Origin of the sequence: Dyella sp. 2RAB6 (assembly GCF_052115385.1) — a bacterium.
Classification (GTDB): Bacteria; Pseudomonadota; Gammaproteobacteria; order Xanthomonadales; family Rhodanobacteraceae; genus Dyella_D.
The window spans coordinates 338,459-363,733 of the sequence record NZ_JBFRGP010000002.1; the positions used below are offsets into that span (position 1 = coordinate 338,459).

Here is a 25,275-nt window from a genome sequence, read left to right on the forward strand (position 1 = left end):
GCGGTTGGCGCTAGGCGTCGGCGCCGATCGTTTCGGCCGGGCAGGCCGCTGCGCCTGGCGTCGTCCACGGCTGGCGCAGGATGTCCCTGGCGGCGCGCCATGCGGCATCCTTGCGCAGGCCCAGCTCCATGACATCCGGCGGCACAGCGCAATCCGGGCGCACGCCGCGGTCGCGCGGCAGGCCGGGCCAGGCAAAGCGGAATTGCAGCAGCGGTATGTGCAGGCTCATGCCGCTGTTGGGCAGGTCCAGCGACCAGCGGTAGCCGCTGGTATTGCCCTCATGGGTTCCGCCCACCTCTTCGCCGACGAAGACGGCGCGCCGCACGTGGAACAGCATCGAGGCCAGTTCGGCGCCGCCGGAGAAAGTATTGCCCCCGGCCAGCACGACCAGGCGGCCGCGATACACCGGCGACGCACGCTGCCAGCGCGTCATCAGGCCTTCCGGCGGAAGATTGCGCCGGGTCAGCCGGCCATTCGGCAGGCGCCGCTGCGTTTTCATTTCATCGCCGTCGAACACTTCCACCTCGTACGGCCTGCCGCTGGCATCGGCGACCGCGATGCGGCGTCCGCGTGCCTCCACCGCCGCGTATTTGTGCAGTGGCGGCTCCACCAGGTACGAGAACAGAATGCTTTCGTTGGGTTCGGAACCGCCGCCGTTGTCGCGCAGGTCGAGGATCAGGTTGGCGGCGCCGCGCCGGTGCAGCTCCTCGAACAGCCGCTGCATGGTGGCGGCGAAGTCGGCGCCCGCCGCGCGGTATCTCTTGTTGCTGAAGGTCGGGACATCGAGATAGGCGGTGCTGGCATCCAGCCATTCGAGCGTGGCCACGTCTGGCGTGGCGGCCGATGCGCGTTCCTTGCGCAAGGCGGGAGCGACTCCGGCGACGTCACGCTCCAGCAGCTTGCCGTCAGCCGTGCGCAGGACCAGGTGGAAGTTCGCGCGCGAGCCGGTCATGCGGTACAGCAGCTCGCCATAGCCCTTGCCCGAGGCCTCGCGCAGGATGCCGGTGCGAATGGTGCCGTCGCGCGTGGCGGCGAACATCAGCTCGTCCGCCAGCGCCTGCGTGTTCTTGCCGTCGATGGACACGATGGCGGTGCCTTGCGGTATGTCGCCGGCCTCGCCGTAGCCGTCGATGACGTAGGCGCCGCGTTCGGTCCAGTGCACCGCCAGCGGCAGCAGGGCCGTATCCCGCTCGTGCTGTTTCATCGCGACGCTGGGCGCGAGGCTCATATGGCCTTCGCCGATCCGTGCCAGCAGCGGCATCAGGATGCGCCACAGCTCTTCGCCGCTCGAAACGGTGCCGATCCTGGCGCGCGCGGCGTCCTTGGCGCGCTGCCAGTCCGCGCGCGATTGATGCCAGTAGATGTCGGGCAGGGCGGCTTCGAGCGCGGACAGGGCCAGCTCCAGGTCTTCGCTGGCCTGGACCGGCGTCAATGCCGTGGATGCCGCCGGACCGGGTTCCGCTGCCGTGGCGGGGACGGCGCCGCCGATGGGCGACGCCATGATGGCCAGGGCCAGGGCCAGCGCAAGCCCGCGCACGCGGCGCCGTATCGGTGCCACTCAGAGATGCTCGCCCGCCAGCGCGCGCTGCAGGAACTCGTAGCGCGCCGCATCGCGGTCGACGTGCGTGCGCGTGTCCGCGCCGATGGTCTGGCGCAGCAGGCCGCCGTCCTTGTCCGCCGCGGCCGGCCAGTGCGGCAGGCCCGGGCCGTTCGGCGTGCCGGTCTTGATGAACTGCGCCCAGTACGCCTGCATGGTTTCGGAGACCTGGCGATCGGCCTGCGTCCACGCATACACGGCATTGCCCGGCAGGTTGCCCAGCGCGTATTCGATCTCGCCGCTGTGCACCGCGCCGGCATCCGGGCCGGCGCTGCCGTCGCGCTTGGCCGGGCGTGCCTGGTTGAAGAAGTAATAGAACACCGGCGCCTGCCCGGTCTGGCGGTGGACGCGCATCCACGCCCAGGTCGAGTAGGCGATGAACCGGTCGCCCGCGAGCGCCGTGCCGCTGGCCTTGATCTGCGCCTCGTTCGTGCCGGGATAGAGCTTGAGCGCGGCATCGGCGTGTTCGCCGAGCTGCTTCTGTACCGCGGCGCGGTAATGGGCCGGATCCGGCGCGGCCTTGTCGAGCAGGTTGACGTAGCTGCCTTCCTGCGAGTTGGCGCCGAGCAGCAGCGGGATATGCGCCTGTTCGCCGGCCGCGTAGATGGCCGTAGGCGAGCGCGGGAAGAAATAGCCGTCGATGGTGGGGCCGAATTCCGGCACGTCTTTCTGGCCGGCGGCATCGAGCAGCGACTGTGCGCTGGCTTTGCGCAACTGCTGCAGCGAGCTTGCGTTCACGCGCCGCGCAAAAGCGCTGCCTTCCTGCAGCGTCTGCGCCAGCGGGCGCGGTTCGAGATTGCCGAGCACGGAACCGCTTTCGCCGATCGCACCGCGCATCAGGCCTTTCGACAACGGCGACGCCATCAGCGCCGACACCGACATGGAGCCGGCCGACTCGCCGCCGATGGTGACCTGGCCCGGATCGCCGCCGAACGCGGCGATGTTCTGCTTCACCCAGGCCAGCGCCGCGGCCTGGTCGAGCAGGCCGTAGTTGCCGGCGGCGTGCTGCGGCGACTCGGCGGCCAGCTCCGGCGTGGCGAGAAAGCCGAATACATCCAGGCGGTAGTTGACCGTGACGGTCACGATGCCCCGCTGGGCCAGGGCCGCGCCGTCGTAGCGCAGCTCCGAGCCGTCGCCGCCGACAAAGCCGCCGCCGTAGAAGTACACCAGCACCGGCAGCTTCTTGTTTGCGCTATCGGCCGGTGCCCACACGTTGAGGTACAGGCAGTCCTCGCTCATGCCATTCGAGCGGAACAGCATGTCGCTGAAGATCGGGCGCTGCATGCAGCGCGGGCCGAAGCGCTCGGCCTTGCGCAGGTCCTTCCACGCGACCGCCGGTTGCGGCGGCTTCCAGCGCAGCGGCCCGACGGGCGGCGCGGCGTAGGGAATGCCCTGGAATTCGTTCAGGCCGGTTTTCGCGTCGTGGATACCCGACAGACGGCCACTGGCCACTGTCGCCACGGGCGGCGTATCCGCGGCATGCAGCGGCGAGAAAACCAGGGCGATGGCGAGCGCAAGGCCCAGGCGGCGCATCAACGGGAAAGCAGCAGGCATGGTCGAACCCTTCGGCGGCACGGTGAAGGGTTCGATCATCGCGCATCGCCGGCCTCGGTCGAAGCCCAGGGCCTATCAGAAATCGGCCATGCCGCCTTGCGTTTTTCCGTGGGTGCCTCGCGAGAGGTGCAAGCTCAGGCCGCCGAACTGACCAGGTTGCCGCTGCTGCTGCCGCTTTCGGCCATCAGGGCCGCGGCCAGCCGCGCCACCGTCTCGGCAATCTGGCCCATGGTGGTGGCTACCGTGGACTGCAGGGCGGCGATGCGCGGGGCGTTGGCCGGGTCGTTGTCCTTGTCGCGGGCCACGGCCGCACGCAGCTGGCGCTCCTGCTGCGCGAGCTGCTTCTGCAGGCGCTCGAGCTGTTTGCGCAGCACCTGCACGGTGAGGCTGCCGCCGCTGGAATCGCTGGCCGCGGCGCTGTTGGCAGCGGAGGCCTTGCTGCCCGAGGTCGCTGCGCCGAGCGCTACGTGGGTGGGAGTGCTCTTCGAAGGAGAGCCGGTCTGCGCCGAATCGGCGCCACTACGCTTGACGGGGAACGGCGCGATCGCGCCGGCCATATTGAAACTGAGATTCACGCGGGTTCCTGCTGAGGCTGCGCAGTCTGCTACGGCCGATGGGCCGTGAACTTGAGTGCCGCCAATGAAGTCGGGGAAGGGCGATCCGTCGCCTGGCTGCGCGGCCGGGGTTGCACGCGCGAGCTGAACTAGCTTAAGTTGTCGACGCAATCTATTGATTTATAAATACAAATAACGGCGGATTACATCCCCGCCGGGGGCTCCCACAGCTCGACCTTGTTGCCCTCGGGGTCGACGACCCAGCCGAACTTGCCGTAGTCCGACTCGTCCACCTTGTCCTCGACCTGCACGCCTTCGGCGCGCAGCGCGGTCAGCAGAGCATGCAGGTCGTCGACGCGGTAATTGATCATGAAAGCGGACGGGCTCGGCGCGAAGTGATCGCTGTCCGCGGCGAACAGGCTCCACGCGGTGGTGCCGCCGCCGTCGGGGTTGTCCGGTCCTTTCCAGCGAAACGCGGCGCCGCCCCAGGCCTGCACGTCGATGCCCAGGTGGGTCTTGTACCAGGCGCCGAGGGCCTTCGGATCCTTGGCCTTGAAGAAGATGCCGCCGATGCCGGTGACTCGCTTCATGTGTTGCTCCATGCGGACGGACTGAGGGCGCAGGTGGCTGCGCATGCCTTGGCGCTTGCCTCGGCGAACGCCAGGGCAAAGCGCGGCGACAATAGCGCCACCATGCCCGCGCCTGCAACGAGCGCGGCGCGGCGGTGCCGCCTTACGGCGGCATGCTGCGCCACAGATCGCTCACCACCAGCAGCGGCTGGCGTGCGGCGGTAGTGGCGAACAGGGTCAGCGTGTAGTTGAGCTGCGCGTCGCCCTTGCGGGTCGGGTCCTCGGTGGCCAGCCAGTGCTCGATCAGCCCGGCGAACGGTGTGACGAACGCCGGTGCCGGCGTCGGCGCCACCGGCGTGTCCACCGGCGGCACCATGCCGATCGGCAGCACGGTGCGCGGCACGCCCGGAATCACGCGGTACGAATAGGCACCGGTCATGGTCGCGCTGGTATCGATGCTGCCGTTGCCGCCGGTGAACAGCGCCGCATAGAACGCGCTGAGCACGGCGCCCACGCCCGCACCGGCCGGCGCCAGGCCGTCGAGCGGGAAGCTGGTGTAATCCAGCCGTGGCACCAGCGGGTTGGCGAACTTCACGGTCGGGGTCTGGAACACGAAGTCGTCGCGGGTCTTGATGCGCGCGGCGTCCTCGATCGGGGTGAGGATGCGGTTGCGCTCCACCAGCAGCGACGACCACGCGTGCTGGTGCATCAGCACGTTGAGTCCCTGCATGGCGATGCTGCGCGCGGCGATCGCCCGGGCTGCATCGAACGACAGATAGTTGCCTTCGCTGTCGCGGTAGCGATAGGCGATCACCACGTTGGCGGGCGGCGGCGAGACCGGTTGGGCGGCATAGGTCTCCGGCGCAATCTCCAGCCACGGCGCCGGCAGCACGATCGGGCCGTTGCTGATGGTGCCGGCGCTTGCGTTCCAGCTGGCGGCGACGCCGTTGATCTGCAGGTCGAGGATTTCGGCGACGGCCTCGTCCTGGCCGTTGCGGTCGAGCCGCGTATTCATGGTGATCTCGATCCGCGCCGGCGCCTCGACCAGGCCCATCGCCAGCGCCTTCGGCGCGCCCGCCGCATGCGCGGCGGCGATGGCGCTGACCTGTTGCTGGAATGCCGCGACCGCGCGCTGGGCCAGCTCGACCGTGGCTTCGTCCGCCGTGCCGGCACCGATCGCCGGCAGGCTCAGGGCCATGTCGGCCGCTACCGCCGGATAGCTGGACACGAACTGCGCCAGTGCGGTGAACAGGTCCAGTGCATTGGCGCGCGGGGTAAACACGTTGTCGATCGGCGCATTGAGTTCGATCGTCACATGCACCAGGTCCTGCGCCGCCTGGTCGCCCGCGTAGCTGAAGCGGTAGGTCCACAGCGGCAGCTGGTCGGCGCTGGCCGGCTCGTCGTGCAGCTTGTCGCCGGTCTGCAGGGTCATCGTCGGCGGCACCGGCAAGGCGCGGTTGAGCACCGGCACGTTCGAGGTGCCGCTGCCCAGCGCGTTCTCGATCGGACCGCTGACGAAGGCCAGCCACTGGCTCTGCAGATAGCCGTCGATGCCCGGCACGGCACTGCGGCCGAATTCCATATGGCTGATCTGGTAGTGCAGGTCGAGCGGGATATAGGCCTGCCCGCTGACGTTCTTGGTGGTCAGCGCGAAGGCCAGCCGCGGCGCGTAGGTGTTGCCGTCCACCGTGGTCGGGCCGAGCGGCAGGCGCGCGGGGGCCAGGGTGTAGTTCTCGTTGGCGGAGTTCGCCGCCAGCGTCGCGCGCGGCTGACCGTACAGCCGCGGCGGCAGGTCGCCGCTGCCGCCGGTGACCTGGTCCAGCCCGAACACCAGGGTCGCGCCGGCGGCATATGCCGGCCCGAGCTGCGCCAGCAGTTGCTGCCGCAGCGTGGTCTGCGCGGCCCACAGCGAGGAGCTGTCGTCCGCGCTGGTGGACAGGATCGGCGCCATCGTGGCGCTGATCGAATCGGCCAGCGATTGCTTGGCCGCCAGCACCTTGCCGAGATAGCCGTCGACCAGCGGATCGTCGGCGCCGAGCAGTTCGTCGAGTACGTAGACGGAGGTCGAGGTTGGCCCCGAAAGGAACGTATCGACCGCGTCGAGCACGCTCTGGAACCACAGGTTCTGGTCCACGCCGGTGAACGCCGAGGTGATGCTGTCGCCGCTCGGGTACTGCGTCAGCGTCGCCGAGCGATTGACCAGGGCGCGCGCGATCGGGCGCGGTGCGTAGTAGCTCGCCGCGTCGCCGATCTGGTAAGCGATGCCGCCGGTGCCGAAGCGCACCGCCCATAGCTGCCGGCTGTTGCTGTGGCCGGCGTCGTTCTGGGTACGCAGGCCTTCGCCGATGCGCAGGCGCCAGTTCGCGCCCTGGAACACGCTCTCGAAGCGCTTGGCGAAATCGGTGTAGGCGATGCTCTCGCCGCCATCCGGCTTGGGCAGCACCGGGCAATCGACGCTGAGGCCACCGGGCAGCGCGGCGATATCCGGATCGACCAGCAGCGGCTGGCGGGCCAGGCTCAGGGTGAGATCGAGCTCGATCAGGTCGCCGGCAGCGAGGCTGGCCGGATCGACCGCCAGGCTCAGCTTCGCCTGTGGCGGCGCCGGTAGCTGGCCGCCGCCGACCAGCGCAGCCAGATACGCCGCGCAGGCCGCGACGAAGCCGCGGATCTGGCCGGCCTCGGTCTCGCTCAACACGCGCAGCGGCTGGGCCAGCAGCGAGTTGGTCAGCTGCATGCCGACCGCATTGCCGGTGATGTTCGGCACGTTCTGCTTGGAGTAGTCCTGGTGCAGCTGGTAGTACACGAGCTGGTAGAGCGCGAGGTCGCGCCTGGCCTGGTCGAGCTGGCCGCTGTAGTTCTGCGTGCTGAGCTGCAGCTCGACATCGAGCGTCGCACTGCCGGCAGCGCCCGCGTAGCGGTAGTACAGCAGCGTCTGCGGCCAGCCCGAGGGATTGATCAGCGTGTCGCGGTAGCGCACCGGAATCGCCGCGCCGTTGATGGCGCCGCTGTAGCCCGGCGGCACGCTGGTGAACGGCGTGACGGTGGTATTGCCGAACAGGTCCTGCCATTGCAGCGCGATCTGTGCGGGCGTACCGACGCCGATATACGGGTTGTCCGCGGCCGGTGCATAAGGCGCATCGATCGCGGGATTGACCTTGGCGAACGTACCCAGGCCGAGCATCTGCCGGTAGCGGAAATCGTCCTCGAGCGCCGCGGCGAGGCGGTCGCGCCGGTGCGCGGCGGCGCGCAGCGGATGCGCCGGTGCGGCGCCGGCGGCATCGTTCTGCGGCCCGAACGGCAAGCCGAGCGGGCTGACGTTGAAATACGCATTGGCGGCGAAGCCGGCCGACAGCGTGTTGTACAGCGCATACATCGAGGCGCGCGCGAAGGTTTCCTTGTCGCCCGGGGTCGGGTTCGGCGGCAGCGTCGGCGGGCCGAGGTTGGCGCGTTCGAGTGCGATGCCGACATTGGCCGGCCCGATGGTGGTGCGCGGTTCCAGCCCCTGCGTATCGAGCTGCAGCACCGTGCCGGCGACCAGCAGCCTGGGCGTGGCGGCGATCAGCACCGCCAGCGCGTCGAGCGACAGGCCGTAGTAGCGCGCGATCGAGCCCAATGTCTGGCCGGGCTTGGCATTGGCAGCGACCACGTATTCCACGGTCGGGATGTAGAACACCGCGCCGAGCGCAACCGCCACGCCCGGATTGAGCTTGACGATGTCCGCGGCGGTGATCGGCGTGGCGGCGCCCTGCGAGTAATACGCCGCCAGCGTCTCCAGCGTGGTCGCCGGATTGACCACGTCGGCCGGGCCGAGCTGGCGCTGGATGCCGGCGATGGTCAGGCGCGCACCGCCGGTGACCACGGCGGCTGGATTGTCGGTGGCGAGGCGGCCCGGCGAGATGCCGTAGATCGCCGCCAGCGTGGCCAGCGAGGCCTGGCCGTCCAGCGGCCGGCTGCTGCTGCCGCCGGGCTGCGCAACCAGTTCGACGATATCGCGCTGGCGGTCGAGGTCGTCGGTGGTGACAAAGCCGTTGACGAAATCCAGCGGCGTGTCGCCGATCGACGCGGAGCCCTGGGCTGCCAGCGTGAACACGAAGCTCAGCGTCGCGGTGCCGTTGGCGTCGAACAGCGCCGCGGGCAGGCCCGCATCGCCATCGAGCACGCGGTAATACAGGTAGTAGCCGCCGTTGCGCACCACCGACAGTTCCCACAGCAGGCGGGCCAGTTCGGACGGCGAGTTGGCGATGCCATGCGGCGCTTCGATCTCGCCCAGCCGCGCCGCCTTGAAGGTGGTCATCGGATTGGCTTCGGTGGACAGGTTGGTCTGGGTGACGAAGGACAGGAATTCGGCCGCGCCGAGCGAGATCAGCTCGACCGCGTCGCCGGAACCGGCCGCCGCTCCCGTGGCCTGGCCATACAGCAGCGAGACGCTGGAGGTGAGCGACGGACCGAGCGCCGCCATCGCGCGCATCATGCCGGCCAGTTGCGCGCCGGCTTCGCTGGCCGGTGCGACCAGTTCGTAGACATTCGGCAGCGACGGCGCCAGCGCCGGACCGGACGGCACCGAGCCTTCGCCTTGCGGTGCTGCATCGGCGATCGCCTGCGCCGGCATCCGCTTGATCTGCACGTCGACGCGGGTGCCCCAGGCAAAGCTGGTCAGCGGCGTGACGGTGCTTTCCGCGCCGGAAGCCGAGTTGACCACCCGCGCCGGCGCATAGCGCGGCATGCGCTGCATCAGTTCACTCAGGCTCGGGAACAGCGGTGTCAGTGCGGACTGCCGCGCCGCCGTTTCGGCGACGAAGCCGCCGGGCAGCGACCACCACGTCGGCTGCGCCAATGGATTGCCCGGGCCCTGGCCACGGTCGGTGACCCGGCCGAGCGCGGCGCGGCCGGAGGTCGACCACAGCGCGGGGTTGCCGAGCGAGACCGCGCGCGGCGCCGTGTCGGCCAGTGCCAGCGCTTCGAAACCGGGCGCGGGCTGGAAGGCACCGGTCTTCGCCCAGGTCACCACCACGTCCAGCAGGTTCCAGGCCGAGGTGAGTTCCACCTCGGCGTTCTTGCCGGGTGCGTTGTTGAACTGCACGAAGTCCAGCGGCACGTCGTGCGACTTGTCGGCGCGCGCGACTTCGATGCTGTAGTTGCCGCCAGTCAGCGTCGACGGCGTCGGGAACTGCTGGCCGGTGAGCTGGTACAGGCCGTAGCCCGCCTGGTCGGTGCGATAGAGGAAGCGCTCCGACAGGTTCAGCCCGCTGCCCGCGGGCAGGCGCAGGCCGAACATCAGGAAGCGCGAGACCATGCCGGCGGTCATCGCCACCTGGTCGGTGGCCTGGATCGCCGACCACAGGTCATTGGCCGGCAGCATGCTGAGGTTGGCCAGCGACAGCGCGCCGCCGTCGGCATCGAGCGCGAACAGGCCGGCGACCTGCAGGTTGCTGTCGGCCAGCACCGGCACGCTGGTCGCGAACTTCGCCGCAATGCTGCCCAGCGTATCGCCGCTGGCGCAGGTGTAGGCGAACGAAGGAATCGCCAGCGCCGCGGCAGGAGCCAGCAGGTCGGCCGCATCCAGCAGGTTGGCCTGGGTCGACAGCGCATCGAGCGTGATGCCCAGCGTCCTGGCGATCGCCGCGAAGGAATCGCCCGGCGTGGTCACGTAATCGACGCTGGCGCTGCTGGCGTCGGTCAGCTTCAGCAGCACGCCGGCGCGCAGCACGCGTGCGTCGCCATTGCCGGTCACCAGCGACGGCGGCGGTGTGGTCCAGCGCGCGGGATTGGCCGCGTCGGAGTAGCGCGCGGCCACCGTGCGCAGCGTATCGCCGGCCTGGATGGTGCTGCTCAAGCCGGCCAGCGTCAGCTTGGTGGCAAGCGTCAGCGGATGGTCCTGGTTGGGCAGGGCCACATCTTCCGGCAGCAGGTCGTTGCCGCGCTGGTTGGCCCAGTCGACGATCCAGCCGATCGAATCGGGCGCGGCGCTGCTGTTGCTCAGCTTGTAGACATAGGCATCGAGCGCATCGAGCGCGGCCTGCAGCAACTGGCGGCCGACGATGGAGAAGGTGTCGCCGAACACCAGCGAGGCCAGCGATTCGGGCGCGTCGACGTTGAAGGCGGCGCGCGCGGCGCGCTGTTCCTCGCCGATCTGCACCGCGACCTTGGCAAAGGTGTCCGAGACCTGCTTGCGATAGGTCGGGGTGGCGGTGGCATAGGTTTCGAACGGGACCGGCTTGCTGCCGCTGCCGCCGTTCGGATCGGGCACGCTCAAAGAGAGGCCGTCGAACACCGGGAACAGCATGGCGCCGGCGGCCAGCGCGTCGCGCGTGGCCTGCGTGCTTGCCTGGGTGGTGGAGATGTCCAGGATGAAGCGGTCGGCGAGGAAGCCGAGCAGGTCGCCGGTGGACAGCGCCGGGTCTTCCAGGTCCGCCATCCGCGCGACGAAGGTTTCCAGTTCCGCGCGGCTGAGCCTGGACGGATCGCCGCCGAGCGCATCGACCAGCCACGGGAAGTACGCATTGCACAAAATGTCGAACGAGGTCTGGCCGGAAGCGGCGCCGTCGATCGAGGGCGCATCCATCGCGAACAGGAACACGAAGGCGCCTTGCTGGGTCGACGGATCGGTCGCTTTCTCCGCGGCGAGCACGGTGTACTGCGGCGCGGTGACCAGGCGCAGCGTCGGCTTGTCCAGCGCTGCGGCAAGGTGCGCGGCCAGGCGGCGCGGCTGCGGCCGCAGCTGCCGCGCGCGGGCGCGAATCGCCGCGGGGCCTTCGGTCAGCAGCTCGCGCCGGCGCGCATGCGCGGCAGCGGTGAGCTTGGGGCTGTCCCATGGCGCCTTGCTGTCGGCGCCGATCACGAAGCTGGCGGTGACGGTCATGGCGAACGACAGCGAGATCGAGATGGAGAACAGCCCGAGGTTGATCTTCACCTTGAGGCTGATGTCCACGCGCGCGGTGGCGATCAGCGGGATGGCGCGGTAGGACTCGTAGGTGATCTTCAGCGACAAGGTGATGTTGACGTTCACCGAAGCCTGGATGATCGCGAAATCCACCTTGCCGTAGAGCAGGCCGATGATGCCGACGGTGCCGCTGATCTTGAAGTAGTACTCGTCCTGCAGGCTGCCCTGGCCGGCCAGCGCCAGCTCGCGGCTGGCGGACTTGGCCGGCGAATACGGATGCCAGGCGGCAATCACGCCTTCGATGATGCCGAACACGGTCAGCGCGAAGCCGGCCTGCAGCGGTCCCTTGACGAAGTTGTAGCCGAGGCCGAGCTGCAGGCCGAGGCCGAACACGATCACCGGATTGAACGTGCCCAGCTCGGTGCGCGGCACCTGGGTGGCGGTGGCGCCGCTGAGCTTGCCGAAGTACAGGCCGCCGGAGCCGAGCACCGGCACGCCGTAGACGATCGCCGAGATCGAGAACGAGCGGCGGAAATCCAGGTTGTACGGGAAGCCGATATCGATCAGGAAATCGCCGTTGGTGTAGACCTGGATGCCGATCTGCGGCAGCACCACCGAGACCGCGCCGAAATTGAGGTTGCGGATCGAATCGGGGAAGGTGAATTCCAGCTGGAACAGGCCGATATCGTCGGTGATCTTCTTGTACAGAATGTCCACGACCAGGCCGGCCAGTCCGCCGGCGCGCGGGCCGGCGAGCGCCAGGCGTAGGCCGTACAGATTCGGATCGTTGAACACCACCTTGACGTCGACCGTCCACACCCCGGCGATCTTCAGCACGCCCATATGGCCGGCGATCAGCCAATGGTTGGCTGGGTCGTAATAGGGGATGCCTTTCTGGATCGAACCATCGTTGGCGGTCGGGTTGACCGGGTTCTGCCTGGCGATGGTGTTCGGCACGCCTTCGAGCGCGAGGATCGCTTCCTGCGTGGTGGCGAAGTTCTGGTAGCCGGTGATGCCGATGCGCTGGCCCAGCGCGAGCAGGTACAGCTTGAAGTATTCGTCGCCAGCGCCGGGCACCGGCGGCATGTTCTGCACGTCCTGGCCCTTGGCGGGATCGAGCAGGTCGCCCATGGTCCCCTGCAGAGGCGAGGGCACCGTGCCGTCGATGGCCAGGGTGACCTTGCCGTCGGTATCGCGGCGGAAGATCAGGCCCTTGATTACGATAAAGCCGAGATTGAGCGGGCTCGACAGCGTGTACGAAGCGGACAGCCGGTTCTTGACGCCGGACTTCAGCGACACGATCAGGCTCAGGCCGTCGAGCGAGATCTGGTTGAGCAGGTCCCACGGCGAGGACAAGGTGAAGTAAGGGTCGCCCAGCGTGCGCACCAGCGCCTGGATCAAGGTGCCGACCGTCCAGCCCTTCAGCGAGAAGGTGATCTGCTCCTTGCCGCTCTCGTAGCTGGCGCGGAAGCCTTCCCATTCGACGTACAGAATATGGTTGGGCCCTTCCGCGGTGGGCTGGAACTGATAGCCCATTTTCAGTTCGAGATTGATCGCGGTGTAGACCCAGGTGCCTTCGGCCAGGCCGGAGAACTGCTGGTTCGCCGGCTTGGCGCCGTCGTAGGCGATCATCAGATGCGCCGGATCGATGCCGACCTTCTGCTCGCCCAGGTCGAACAACCAGGAAAAAGTGGTGTCGATCGCGTAGGTGGTCGGCGGCTTGCCGCCCTTGCTGGCGAGCTTCGCGTCGATGGCGAAGGTCTTGAGCAGCAAGGTGCCGGGCAGGAAGTCGGGGAAGTCGTAGCTGCCGTAGGGGTCGAAGAACTGCTGGATGACCGTGTTGATTTCCACCGGCTGGGTGAGCCGCGCCTTCAGCAGCCAGTACGCCGGATCCGCGAAGCCGTCATACGCCACCAGCACGTTGGCGCCGAGCGGACCCACCGCCAGCGTGCCGCCGATGCTGGCCTGCCATTGCGTCTTGTCGCCATTCTTGTTCTGCGCGTCGCCCTGGGTCGGCGTCATCGCGGCCAGGGCGATGCGGCCGTCGGAGATCGCCAGGATGGGTTTGCCGCCGACTTCGAGGAAGCTCACCTGCACGTCGAAGCCGCTGCCGAAGCTGAAACTGCGCTCGGGGTAGTCCACCGTCGCGGTGATGTCCGACACGCTGGCGTCGACGCCGTCGGGCAGGGTGATCGCGCCGCCGGACAGCACGTCGACGAAGTCGCGCAGCGCCGCGGTGCCGGCAAAGCCCGCCTCGAACTGCAGGTCGGAGCCGAAGCTGACGGTGAACACGCCGTTGCTGGCCGGCGTCTTGCCCTTGAAGATCTTCGGCGCCAGCGTGAACTGGGTGGAGAACTGAAACGCCTGCTGCCGGGTGGCTGCATTGAACGGATCGATCAGCGTCCAGTCCAGCGCGAACGCGGTAAAGGTGAAATCCAGGCCGGTCGGCGCATCCGGCAGCGGCGTCCACGCCATGCCGGGCACGCTGCCGATCTGCAGCCCGATGCGCGACAGCTTCGGCGGCGCGCCGACAATGCCGGCGAGCGCCAGTCCGCGCAGGCTGACCGAGGTCATGAACTGCTGCAGCACCGGCGGCACCGAGGACAGATAGCTGCGGCCGCCGCTCTGCGCACCGCCCGCCAGCGCGAGCATGGTCGATGGCGTGAGCTGCGGACCGCCCGTGATCGCGCGCAGCGAGATATGGAACGGCACCCGGCCATCGGCCTGCTGCGGCAGCGCCACTTCGAGCAGGAAGGCCGAAGCTTCGCCGTCCAGCGCAAGCTCCGCGGAAATGGATAGCTGCGCGGTCTGCTGGGTATCGGCGATCTGCTTGCCCTGCGGATTGGCCGGTGGCGGCAGCGCGAGCGCGAGCGCCGGCTTGCTCACCTGCAGGTAGATCAGCGAGAAGCTGCCGTCGCTCACCGAGCCGCGCAGGTTGCCGCTGGGAAACAGCACGGTCTGGTTGTTATAGGTCGACAGGTCCAGGTCGCCGCGCAGGGTCACCAGGGACGGCGGCTTGATGATCGGATCGAACAGGGTGAACAGCGGCGTCGCCGAAGGCGGTACGCCGCAGGCGATGGCCGCGCTCTGGCGCGGGCCGTTCGAACTGAGGAAGGTGAAGGTGGCCGAGCTCACCGGCAGCAGCTTGAACTGCCAGTCGGTCATGCGCGGGAACGAGGTGGTCCAGGTCCAGCCGGCCGGCTTGCTCTCGATCGCTACCACCAGGGTGGCGCCATCGGCGGACAGCGAGAAGCTGAGCTTGCCGGTGCCGTTCAAGGCCACCCCGATGAAGGGCAGGCTGACGCCCTGCACGATGAAGCTGTCGTTGGCGACCGGGCCGACACTGCCGGGCTTGGCCGAGACCTTGAAGTCCGCCGCCGTCTTCACCTGGAAAGCCTTGGCGAGATCGGCGTCGTACGCCTTGGGCACCTGGATAGCGGGATCCGCCATGCCGGCGGTCAGGTAGGCGGCGTCGAGCGCGAACGGCGCCGCGGCATCGACGCTGGCCTTCAAGGCCGCCTGTAGGTTCTGGATCGCAGTGCTGGCCATCGAGATATCCCCTAAACGTCGGTGAACAGCGCAAAGTGATCACTGGTGCTGACGATATGGCCGTAGCGTTGCCAGGCCAGCAGCATGGTGGCATTGCCGGCATCGTAGTCGGCGGCGTCCGGCGCCTGCGGCCACACCAGCGGCACGATGGGCGCGATCTCGGCGGCGATCGGCACGCTGCCGGCCGAGGCGCCCGCAGGTACTGGCTGCACCGCCGAGAGCGGCGAGGACAGCACCGTATTCATGATCGTCGTCTGGTAGTCGCGATGATTGTCCACCGGCCATATCAGTACGTTGTCGATCGAGTAATAGGCCGCGGACTGATAGCGATACGGCGGATAGTACGAAGCCGTCGCGCCATCGGACCACAGGAAGCGCGAGGTCTGCTGGTTGCTGACCAGCGGCGGATCGTCGAGCGGATTGATATGCGTGCCGAAGTAGCCTTTCCATGCCTCCAGCGCAGCGGGTGTGCCTGGCGCTCCCGCCGTGGGGCGCAACAGCTGGCGATAGCTGTTGGTCACGGTCAGCGGGTCGAACGTCGTGCTGAGCGAGCCGTCGTCCTGCAGCAGGCCAGCATTGAAGTCGCCGCCGACCAGGCGGGTTTCATTCGTGCCCAGCGGGCCGACGATTTCGAACGCGGTCGACATGTCGGTAATGAACGAGGCCGCGCCCGGCGCATTGGCCGGTGCATGCACGCCGAACACGGTGAGGTTGCGCAGCGCGCCGCCGCTGGCCTCTTCGGTGAAGCTGACCATGAATGGCGGCCGCGCCGTGCCGAAGTCGAGATTGATGCCGGCCGTGCCGGAGGTCAGCAGGCGCAGCTGGATGCGCGCCGCCACCGTGTTCTCGTCGGTGGTCCCGTTGCCGTTGTGCAGGGCACCGGCGGGAATGGTGCGGGCGGTGGTGGTCGGCGGCACCAGGAAGGCATTGATATCCACGTTCTGGTTCAGTCGCTTGTTGGTCCCGTAGGCCTTGGCCGGGCGCGTGCCCGGCAGGATCGAGGGGCCGTCGACGCCGCCCGGCCAGATGTTCGGGCCGGTGAAGTAGCGCTTGGTGGTGCCGGTCTCGCCGCGATAGAACACGGCGATCGCTTCCTGGCCCACGTTGCCGGGCTGGCCGGCCAGCACCAGCGGCGGTACCAGGCGCCAGGTGGGGCTGATCACGGTCGGCGCCGCGGTGCGCAACCAGGTGAGCAGCTCCACCGGTGCGGTGATGCGTTGCGCCATGCGGCTGCCCTTGGTCGATTGCGCCACGGTCTCGACGATCACGATGATGTCGGGATTGGTCGCTTCGATCACGCGGTAGAGCAGCTCCGTGCGGGCCGCCGAAGACAGCGCCCAGCTCATGCCGGCGTCCGGGTCGGTGGCGCCGTCCGCGTTGTAGAAACGCTTCTGACCGAAATGCTCGACGTTCCAGAACAGGCAGCGGGTCATGGGCGTTCCTCGCCGGTGGAGATGAGTGCCGCGGGCTGGGCCGCGGACGGCAGCGCGGACACGGACTTGACGTCGTCGGCCACATATGCCGCGTACCAGCCCAGGCTGCCCGGCCGGCCCGGATCGCCGAACAGGAAGAAGCGGATGGTCGCGCTCGGCGGCAGCTTGGCAATGCCGAAGATCTTCAGTGCGATGTCGTTGAGGCTCAGGCAGTAGTAATGCCGCGGCGGCGGTGGCGGGTCCTGGTTGGTGCCGGGCACCAGCTGGCGCGACAGTGCGATCGCGCCCACCGCGACCTTGAACACGCCTTGCACGCTGAACAGCTTGGCGCCCGGCGCCGCGCCCGGCAGGCTCAGGCCGATGAACAGCGAACGCGTGCCGGCGCCACCCTTGGAGGCGGGCGACCACGCGATCAGCATGTTCGAACTGAAGCCGGCGTTGGAGGCCAGCGCGCCGGGACCGCCGAGCGTGACCTCGTAGACCACGCCGTACCACGGCGCCGCCAGGCGCTCCAGCGACAGCGGCGAGGACACCGGCAGGAAGCCGAGCTGCGCCGGCGTCTGCGCATCGGTGATCTGCACGAAGCTCTTCAGCTGCAGCGCGAAGCCGCGATACAGGCTGTCGTCGCGCGACTGGCTGGCACTGGCGTCGTAGGCGAGGTTGGCGGTGCCCGGCACGAACGACACGGCGTTCGGCGTGATGACCGGGAACGTCATGTCGATGCTGAGATTGGAGAAGGCCAGGCCGCGGCCGAGTTGCGCCGGCGCGGTGCCGGGCAGGCTGCCGAACGACAGCACGTCGAGCAGCGAGCCGTCGCTGGCGTCGAGCTGGACGAAGTCGAACATGCCCCAGATCAGGAAGCGGCTGGCCATGCTCGCGCCGTCGTCGCGCGGGCCCAGCGTGTTGAACTGCACGCGGTTGAACGCCACCGCGCTGAGCACGTTGCTGTCGGTGGCGAAGATGCTCGGCGTGGTCTGTTCGAACACGTACGCGCCGCTGTCGCCCTGCGCGATATAGCTGCCGGTGAGCACCACCGCGGCCTCCGGCAGGCCTTCGCCATTGCGGTACGCCGCGCTCACGCGCGAGCCGAACAGGCTGCGGCAGGTGAGCTGGATGCGGCTCTCGAAGCGCGTCAGCGCGCTGTTCTCGAACAGGCTGCGCAGTTCCAGCACGGTGAAGCCGAAGTCGCCGCTGACCGGGAACGGCACCGGCAGCTCCGGCGACGCGCCGGACAGTACGCCCTGGCCGTAGGCCAGGTTGCTGTAGTCGACCAGGCCGAACCAGCTCGACGGCCCTTCCAGGCTGAGCTGCTGGCCCTGCACCTTCACCCGGCTGGCATTGAAGCCGAAGTGATGCGAGGCGAAGCGGCTCAGGTCGATGCCGGCGGCCAGGCCCTGGATCTGCGGTGGCAGGTCGCCCGCGGCGAGATCCGCGGCCAGCACGATCACGCCATTCCAGTTGGGATCGGTGACGATCTGCTTGAAGCGCTGGTAGAACGGCGCGGCCGAGCTGTTGCCGTCGGCCAGCGCGATCGCCTCGGCGATGTAGTCCTGCAGCCATTGCGAGAGGCCGGTATAGGCCAGCGCATCGTTCTCCCTGCAGCTGCCGCCGACGCGCAGCGAGCCCAGGCGCCGCGCGGTCGACGGCGCGCGTCCGGAGACGGAGAAGTTCGCTTCCGGCAGCAGCGAGAACACTTCCGGGTCGGTCCAGCGGTTGGGATTGGTCACGCGCTCGGCCAGGCTGCCGGCGCAGTACTTCATGATCATCACGTTCTTGTAGGAGGTGGGCGTGGCGCCGCGGCCGACGTTGGCCGTCATGGTCCAGCCGGCGATATCGGCGACGTTGGCGAACGCTGCGGGCGCCTGCACGAAGGGCTCCGGATTGACCGCCACCACGAACAGCTGGTTGGTCTGCAGTGCCTGCTGCACCTCGATGGTCGGATGCTCGAAGGCAAACGGCAGCAGCGTGCCGTCATCGCGCTCCGACTGCGCCAGCAAGACCTCCTGGTAAGCGCCGGAGGCCGGATCGATGGTGACCAGCAGGCCCTGCGGCGTGGTGCTGGTGACGGTCTGCGCCGGATCGACCAACTGCGCGGCGGCACGCAGTTGCCAGGTGGGCGTGGCGCCTTCGTTGATCAGCGTGCGCCGGGTCGGGGCGATGATCTCGCTTTCCATGCCGGTGATCAGCCCGCTGGTGACGCTCGCGCTGGTGCTGACGCCGGCATAGGGCACCAGCGGGAAGCTGTGCGCGGGGTCGCCGGAAATCTTCGCCGACGGCGGCGTGGTGTTGAGCAGGCCTTCGGCGGTGGGCGCGCCGTACAGCGGCGCGCCTTCGGGCTCGGCGTGGTATTGCGCCGGCGGCGTGCCGGCCAGCGTCATCCAGGAGGTGAGATAGCGCGGATCGAGCCGCGGCTTGACGCAACCGCTGGATGGATTGTCCAGGTCGACCGTGGCGAACGGAAACACTGGCGCATAGCCCGGCTGCGACGGCAGCCAGCGCATCGGATTGCCGCTGGCGTCGCCGGTGACCGCGGAGAGAAAGCTCAGGCGCTCGGAGCCGAACAGTCCGCACAGCAGGTCTTCGTCGCTCGCCGTCGCGCCAGCGACCAGGCCGAAGCTGCCGGCGGGCGCGAGATAGGCGATGCAGTCCTTCGTTGCGGCCTGCACCGGCGATGCCGAGGCCAGTGCGAGCGCACCGGCCGCCAGCGGCAGTGCGGTCACCGCCGGATCGCTGCCGAGCGGCAGCAGTTCGAGCGCATGGCCCTGCGCGGTGCGGAACTGGCTGGCGAGCGCGGTGGACGGACGCAGGCCGAAGGCGGTGCGCAATGCGCCGGCCGCCAGGGCGGTGGCGCTGATCGCGCGGTTGTACGGATCGCTGGGATCGACCACGCCGCAGGTCAACAGCTTGTCGGGCAGCTTGCCGAAGATCGGATAGTCGATGCGCGTATCGGCGCCACCGCCCTGCGTGGCGCGCACGAAATAGGTGCAGCCGACCGGAAGCATGCTTGGTGCGAAGGCGATCGACGGCGTGATCTCGGCGTTGAACACGAAACTGGCGGCGTTGACGCCGCTGACCGGGATGCGCGCTTCCAGCTGCGTGCCCGGACTGACCGTGATGCCCACCGGCCGCAGGCCGCGCTGGAAGCCGATCAGGTCCTGTGCGCCGCGCTTGATCGACAGCACGAACGAGGCCGTGGCCTCGTCGGCGCGGATATACAGATTGCGCAGCACGAAGAAGTTGAGCGTGGCGCCGAGCGAGGCGTTGAGGTTCGAGGTGAGCTGGTACAGCTTCAGGATCGGGTCCCACACGAAGGCGAAACCGTAATCGCCGAACGCACCGAATGCAGCCGGCGCGGAGCTGGCCAGCCATGCCACGCCGCGCGCGTTGGGCGCGTTGGTGGCGAAGTATTTCAGGGCGTCTTCGGCGAATTTCTTCGGATCGCTGTCGAGCGCGGCCGGCCGCGTGGCGGCGAACAGATAGCTGCCGGACTGGTTGTCGAAAGCGGCCTTGAAGCCGATCGTCGGCGGCAGGCTGGTGCCTTTGAGGACGTAGCCCGACCACCCGGCGACCTGGCCGGCGGCCGCTATCTCGTAGACCGCGGTGCCGCCGATCTGCTGGTACTCCACCGGGCTGGGCATGGTCATTCCTTCGTGGCGGGTGAGGGCGCTTGCGGCGGCGCACTCCAGGTCGCCAGCGCGCCCTGGAAGTGGACTTTCGGCAGGTTCGAGGACGCAAAATTGCCGTCGAGATAGACGGCGCCGCTTTGCAACGGCGTGGCGATCTGGAAATCCAGGCGCAGGCCGGGGTCGATGCGCGCGGTGCCCACGGCAGCGCCGCGATCGGCGGTCGCGCTATTGGCGCCCTGCGACAGCGCGATCGTCAGCATGACCTGCTGGCCGCTGACGAAGCTGACCTCGGCCGATTGGGTGTCTTCCTGGACATGCGTGTCGGCGCGTATTTCCGGAGTGATCCAGACCGTGCGGTCGAGGGTGTTGGCGGGAGCTGCCGCTGCCGCAGCGACGGGATGCGCGGCCGCAGCCGCCCGTGACGCCGGCAGGCAGCCCGGCGCCTCGTGCGTGCAAGCCGCCAGGAGGAGGGCGAGTCCCGCGATCCTCCAGGCGGCTTGCATCGTCACCTGCGATCAGCGCTTGTGCGAGGCCGGCGCGCGGCTCTTGAAGGTGCCGAGCGTCTTGCCGGTCATCACATAAGTGGTGCCGCTGTCCTTGATCTCGCCGTCGAGCACGACGGTGTACAGGCCGCCGGACTGCGCCAGGTAGGTGACGGTCAGGCCCTTGAGGAAGCGCACCGTGGTGTTGCCGCGGTCGCGATCGTTCACCGCCACGTCGCTGCCCGAGGACACGGCCGGGCTCCAGTAGCTGATGTTGTTGTCGTACTGGAAGGCCAGCTGCGTGTCGTCGTTGTCATCGCCGCTGGCGCTGGCGACGCAATTGGAATTGGGCGTCAGCTTGGTGTTGACGCTCTGGCCGGCTTCGAAATCGGTGACTTTGATCTGGGCGTTCATGACAGCTCCTGTGGATTAACGTGACGCTTCGGTGGGCCTATATCCGCGAACTCGAACATGGCTGCCGGAAACGCTGCGAGCACGTGCGTAGAGTTATCGGATTCGGTGAAATTAGCTGCGGTCTTCGGTATGGCGCTTTGTGCGGCTGTTAATAAGGGCGACAGCTGCCCGCCGCCTCTTTCGAGGCGCCTAATGGAGCATTAATCGCCGGCGGCGCGAATACGCTGTCCTACGGCTATTCCGCAAGACGGTTTTGCAGCGGGTGGCCGCGTTGACGGTCCGGCCGCGAGCGCATTCGCGCGCACTGCGACAGCGCCGCCCCGGCAGGGGCAGTCGGCGTCGCCTTGCGGCGGAAAGCCTGCTCTAGGTCAACGGACTATGCGCGCCGTGAAGACCAGTCCGGCGCGAAACGAATCGCTCGTATCTATGCATGTTGCCCCCTGTTGCGAACTCACAGACGTACATTCCATGACGAAAGGTTCGCAGTCCCGAGCCGCATTCCACCGGCCGGGGACTTGCCTTTTGCGTAGCTGCAATCGGTCGCTGAGCCTGGAGTGATATCCAGGAATGTGAGCTTGGAATTACCGGTTCCCAAATGCGCGGTTACTCCCCGATCACTCGCCGACCATTGCAGAAGGAGCGTGAAGAAAACGAAAACGCTCTGTATGGATATAGCTTAATAGGTGGATTGCGCGAGGCTGACTTCATACCTTCCGTCTCATATTGCAGTTAGGTTATCGGCATTGCGCCATGACGTTACACGCGGTTTCTCTGTCGGCTTATTCGCGATAATCCATGGCATCGCAAATGATTAGGGCTCGGTCAGTCGGTGGCCGCAATCTTTTACGGCATGCGGAGTGCCGCTGATGCCACGCCAGAGATTCCTCGTCACGGCTGAAGACGCTTTATTTCCAAGCGGGTGCCGAATGCGGCACGAAGCTGCGGGCGGCTATTTGAGATTCCGCGGCAGGCCCGTATCCGCGCATAGGGAGGCCGGACGCACGGCTTGGGACGAGCTTGCTTGTATGTCGATTTGGATCGTGACAAATTGACCTGCGATCGACACGGTCGTGGTCACCGACGAGGGGCTGCATGGATATCCTGGGCTGGATCCGCAATCAGCTGGCCGATTTCTTTGGCCTCGGCGCCTGGCTGGACCTGGTCTCGTCCGGTCACTACCAGACCCTGCTTACCGTCGACGGCTTCGGCAAGCTGCTCGGCCCGATTATCCCGCTGCTGCTGGTCTTCGAATTGGCCCGTGGCGTGATCCTGCGCCGGACCCGGCGCGAGGATTATCAGGTGCCGCTGCTGGTGATGGTGCTGAACCGGTTTATCGGCAGCTTCCTCACCATCGCCATGGTCGGTTTCTGCATCGGGCTGTTCAATCGCTTTGCACCGTTCCAGGCCGGGCTCACCTGGTACGGACTGATTTACGGCTACGTGGTGTGGGAGTTGGCGCATTTCGTCTACCACTTCCTCGCGCACAAGGTGCGCCTGCTGTGGTGCCTGCATTCGACCCATCACGCGCCGGTGGCGATGAACCTGTCGGTGAACTACGCGCACATCTTTCTCGAAGGCCCGTATGCCGATTTCGTACGCACCAGCATCTGCATGCTGCTGGGGGTGAGTCCGCCGCTGCTGATCCTGATCATGATCATCGACAGCTTCTGGGGGCAGCTGATCCACCTGGGCGAGAACGTGCTGCCCAAGGGCAAGCTCGGCGCGCTTCATCGCGTGCTGCTGACGCCTTCGCACCATCGCGTCCATCACGCGCGCAACGTGCTCTACATGGACACGAATTTCTGCAACCTGCTGCCGATCTGGGACCGCGCGTTCGGCACCTACATGGACGCACGCGACGATATCCGGATCGAGTACGGCATCACCCGCCCGGTCAAGCCTTTCAGCGTGCTCGATGCTTATCTGGGCGAATTCTGGCTGCTCGGCCGCGACGTGTGGCATGCGCCCGGCCTGCACAACAAGCTGCTGTACCTGATCATGCCGCCGGGCTGGAGCCACGACGGCGACCATCACACCGCGAAAGTAGCCAAGGCCGCGCTGCTGGCACAGCAGGGCGCCGGGATGCCTGCAGCGAAACCGGTAGCGGTTCCGGCGGAGTGAGCCGGCCGTTGAGCGGGCGGCGCAGTCCGCTCAGCGCAGCGCGGCCAATGGCAGCGAGATGGTGAACACCGTGCCGCTGGTCGCTGCATTGCGCACCTGCAGGCGGCCGCCATGCTGCTGCACCAGGCTGCGCACCATGGCCAGGCCCAGGCCGGAACCTTCGGCCTGCGCATCGACCTTTGCCGCCAGCGTCGCGCGTTCGCGATAAGCCGACACCGTGAGGCGCGCCTTGAGGCGCTCCGGCAGGCCAGGCCCGGCATCGCGCACCTGCAGGATGGCCCAGCGCTCGTCCTTGCTGACCGCCACGCGCAACAGCCCGCCGGAGGCGGCGTAGCGCAGCACGTTGTCGAACAGGTTGGAGAGAATCTGGCGGACCCGATCGGGATCGGCCGTCACCGTCGCCGGCTCGGTGCGCAGGTCGGTGCGGATGCCGCGCCGCTGCGCCAGGGCGACATAGACCTGCAGATGCTCCTCGACCAGCGCGGCGAGGTCGAAGGACACGCATTGCAGCGACAGCCGCCCCGCCTCCGACAACGACAGCACGCGCAAGTCTTCGACCAGGCGTCCAAGATGGATGACCTGGCCGAGCAGCTTCTGGTATTCGCTGGACGATCCTTCGATCACCTCGTCGCACAAGGCATGCAGGCGGCCCTGCAGGATCGCCAACGGCGTGCGCAATTCGTGCGCGATGGCTGCCGCGGTTTCCTTGCGCTCGTGCTCCAGCGCTTCCAGCGAGGCGGCCATCTGGTTGAAATGCCCGACCAGCTCCACCAGTTCGCCGCTGCCCGTTACGCGATCGGCGCGCGCCGCCAGGTCGCCGCTGGCGATGCGCATGGCCGCATCGGCCATCGACGACATCGGGCGCGTCAGCGCGCGGGCAAGCAGGAAGGCCACCACGCTGGCCAGCACGGTGCAGATGATCAGCGTGAATACGACGGCCGCGGCATCGCCGTACCAGGGATCGTCTCGCCAGTAATGGCCATAGATTTCCAGTGCACGCAGGCTGCCGTCCTGGCCGGCACGGTCCAGCGCCAGCATTTCGGTGCGCAGTTCGAACGGTAGCTTGGCCAGGAACTCATGCAGCTGCAACGCCTGCAGCGCCCACAGGCTGGACAGCAGCACGGCCACCGTCAGCGCGATGACCAGGGTGACGTAGATGCCCAGGCGTACCCAGGTGTATTTCAGGATTCGGGCCATAACCGATAACCCACGCCGCGCACGCTTTCGATCAACGAGCCGGCGCCGGCCTGCTGCAGTTTCTGGCGCAGCTTGCTCAGATGCGAATCGATCACGCGCTCCAGCGCATCGCTCTCGGGCAGGCAGGCCTGGATCAGGTCCTGCCGCGCGAAACAGCGCCTGGGGTTGCGCGCCATATAGGCCAGCAGGCGGAATTCGGTGCGGGTCAAGGTCAGCGGATGCGCCTGTCCGTCGTCATCCAGGATGCTGACCAGGTGCGCGTCGTGATCGATCTGCACGCGCCCGACCTGGGTGGGACGCGCCGATCGACTGGCTGCCTGCTGCCGCCGCAGCACCGCCTTGACGCGCGCCACCACTTCGCTGGGATTGAACGGCTTCACCACGTAGTCGTCCGCGCCCACATGCAGGGCGACCAGCTTGTCCATGTCGTCGGCCAGCGCCGTCAGCATGATGATCGGCGTATCCCAGCCGCGGCGTATCTCGCGCAGCACGTCCATGCCGTTGGGTGCCGGCATGCGGATATCCAGCAGGACCAGGTCCGGCTTCATCTGCTGATGCAGCTGCAGGGCGCGATCGCCATCCTGCGCGCGCTGGGTCTGGTAGCCGTCGCGCCGGAGATAGCTGTCGAGCACGTCGGCGATGTCCGGCTCGTCTTCAACGATGAGGATCAGAGGTGCGTTTGCCACGATAGCTTCGATTCGACACGAGTAACGACCAAGTCTGTCTTGCAGAAAATTATCGTGACGCATTCGGCGCGCCTGCGCCAGCGTTGCACGAGCGCGCGCATCGATATCGCGTATCTCCATCGAATCTCCATAAAACCTGCACGCGCCATCCACTCCCGCCAGTAATTTGCATGTGTCGACGTGCTGCGTGCCGTTTCGATTCCGGTGAATTCCAGGCCGGACGTGCGCAGCCACGCGCCCGCATAACAACAACGATGTTGACGACATCGACGGATCCCCCCTAGGCCGCCGGGTTCCCCGGCGGCCATATTTTTTTGGCGAGTACCCATTCGGTCGAGGCGCTGCGCGCGCGGCTCGCGCATGAGGGAAGAGCTGGCACGACTCGTCCATCCACGAGCCTTCCACGCTTTATCCATCGAATCTCCATCCAAGGGCTTATGTTGAATTTCCATAAATTCACCAGCCTGTCGGATGGCGGGCGCACATCCGATGCCAAGGGCGAGCCATGCGGCGCCCGAATCGATCGAGCAGTCAAGCGCACGGGCGGGGAGTTGCCCGGCGCTATCCATCACTGATCCAGTTTCAACGAGGGGAGAACTATGTATTCGATGCA

At 67.5% G+C, this 25,275-nt stretch carries 13 protein-coding genes; 1 reads left to right on the top strand and 12 read right to left on the bottom strand.

Features of this window, described 5'->3' with window-relative positions; translation table 11 throughout:
- Window positions 1-10: 10 nt before the first annotated feature.
- From AB4083_RS05245 to AB4083_RS05285, 9 genes are all read right to left on the bottom strand, one after another.
- The gene (locus AB4083_RS05245; RefSeq protein ID WP_441606700.1) at window positions 11-1,558 is read right to left on the bottom strand and encodes a S41 family peptidase; all 1,548 of its coding nucleotides are present in this window, start codon (window positions 1,556-1,558) and stop codon (window positions 11-13) included.
- A complete protein-coding gene (locus AB4083_RS05250) occupies window positions 1,559-3,190 on the bottom strand; it encodes a carboxylesterase/lipase family protein (RefSeq protein WP_441606701.1) in 1,632 nt (543 codons plus the stop codon).
- Window positions 3,191-3,285: 95 nt separating this feature from the next.
- The gene (locus AB4083_RS05255; RefSeq protein WP_441606702.1) at window positions 3,286-3,726 is read right to left on the bottom strand and encodes a hypothetical protein; all 441 of its coding nucleotides are present in this window, start codon (window positions 3,724-3,726) and stop codon (window positions 3,286-3,288) included.
- 182 nt (window positions 3,727-3,908) lie between these two features.
- Window positions 3,909-4,295: a VOC family protein gene (locus tag AB4083_RS05260; protein ID WP_441606703.1), complete on the bottom strand. Its 387-nt coding sequence runs from the start codon at window positions 4,293-4,295 to the stop codon at window positions 3,909-3,911.
- 142 nt (window positions 4,296-4,437) lie between these two features.
- Complete coding sequence (locus AB4083_RS05265; protein ID WP_441606704.1) at window positions 4,438-14,703, bottom strand: LysM peptidoglycan-binding domain-containing protein; 10,266 nt, start codon at window positions 14,701-14,703, stop codon at window positions 4,438-4,440.
- Between the two features lie 11 nt (window positions 14,704-14,714).
- Complete coding sequence (locus AB4083_RS05270; RefSeq protein WP_441606705.1) at window positions 14,715-16,136, bottom strand: hypothetical protein; 1,422 nt, start codon at window positions 16,134-16,136, stop codon at window positions 14,715-14,717.
- Window positions 16,133-19,774 (bottom strand): hypothetical protein, encoded by a 3,642-nt coding sequence (locus tag AB4083_RS05275; protein WP_441606706.1) that lies wholly within the window; start codon window positions 19,772-19,774, stop codon window positions 16,133-16,135. Before AB4083_RS05275 ends, AB4083_RS05270 begins: the two co-directional genes overlap by 4 nt.
- A 2-nt stretch (window positions 19,775-19,776) precedes the next feature.
- A complete protein-coding gene (locus AB4083_RS05280) occupies window positions 19,777-20,265 on the bottom strand; it encodes a hypothetical protein (RefSeq protein ID WP_441606707.1) in 489 nt (162 codons plus the stop codon).
- 12 nt (window positions 20,266-20,277) lie between these two features.
- The gene (locus AB4083_RS05285) at window positions 20,278-20,658 is read right to left on the bottom strand and encodes a hypothetical protein (RefSeq protein ID WP_441606708.1); all 381 of its coding nucleotides are present in this window, start codon (window positions 20,656-20,658) and stop codon (window positions 20,278-20,280) included.
- A 1,092-nt stretch (window positions 20,659-21,750) separates the two neighbouring features.
- Here AB4083_RS05285 and AB4083_RS05290 point away from each other — a divergent pair.
- Window positions 21,751-22,779, top strand: coding sequence for a sterol desaturase family protein (locus AB4083_RS05290; protein ID WP_441606709.1), 1,029 nt, complete (start codon window positions 21,751-21,753; stop codon window positions 22,777-22,779).
- 30 nt (window positions 22,780-22,809) lie between these two features.
- On the opposite strand, the gene AB4083_RS05295 is transcribed toward AB4083_RS05290, so the two are convergent.
- The 3 genes from AB4083_RS05295 to AB4083_RS05305 are packed head-to-tail and all read right to left on the bottom strand — an operon-like array spanning window position 22,810 to window position 25,231.
- The gene (locus AB4083_RS05295) at window positions 22,810-23,976 is read right to left on the bottom strand and encodes an ATP-binding protein (RefSeq protein WP_441606710.1); all 1,167 of its coding nucleotides are present in this window, start codon (window positions 23,974-23,976) and stop codon (window positions 22,810-22,812) included.
- Window positions 23,961-24,725 carry a response regulator gene (locus tag AB4083_RS05300; protein ID WP_441606711.1) on the bottom strand — a complete coding sequence of 255 codons (765 nt, stop codon included), beginning with the start codon at window positions 24,723-24,725 and terminating at the stop codon, window positions 23,961-23,963. Before AB4083_RS05300 ends, AB4083_RS05295 begins: the two co-directional genes overlap by 16 nt.
- On the bottom strand, window positions 24,644-25,231 hold the full coding sequence (locus AB4083_RS05305; protein ID WP_441606837.1) for a hypothetical protein: 588 nt from the start codon (window positions 25,229-25,231) through the stop codon (window positions 24,644-24,646). The genes AB4083_RS05300 and AB4083_RS05305 overlap by 82 nt, the downstream gene beginning before the upstream one ends.
- Between the last annotated feature and the right edge of the window lie 44 nt (window positions 25,232-25,275).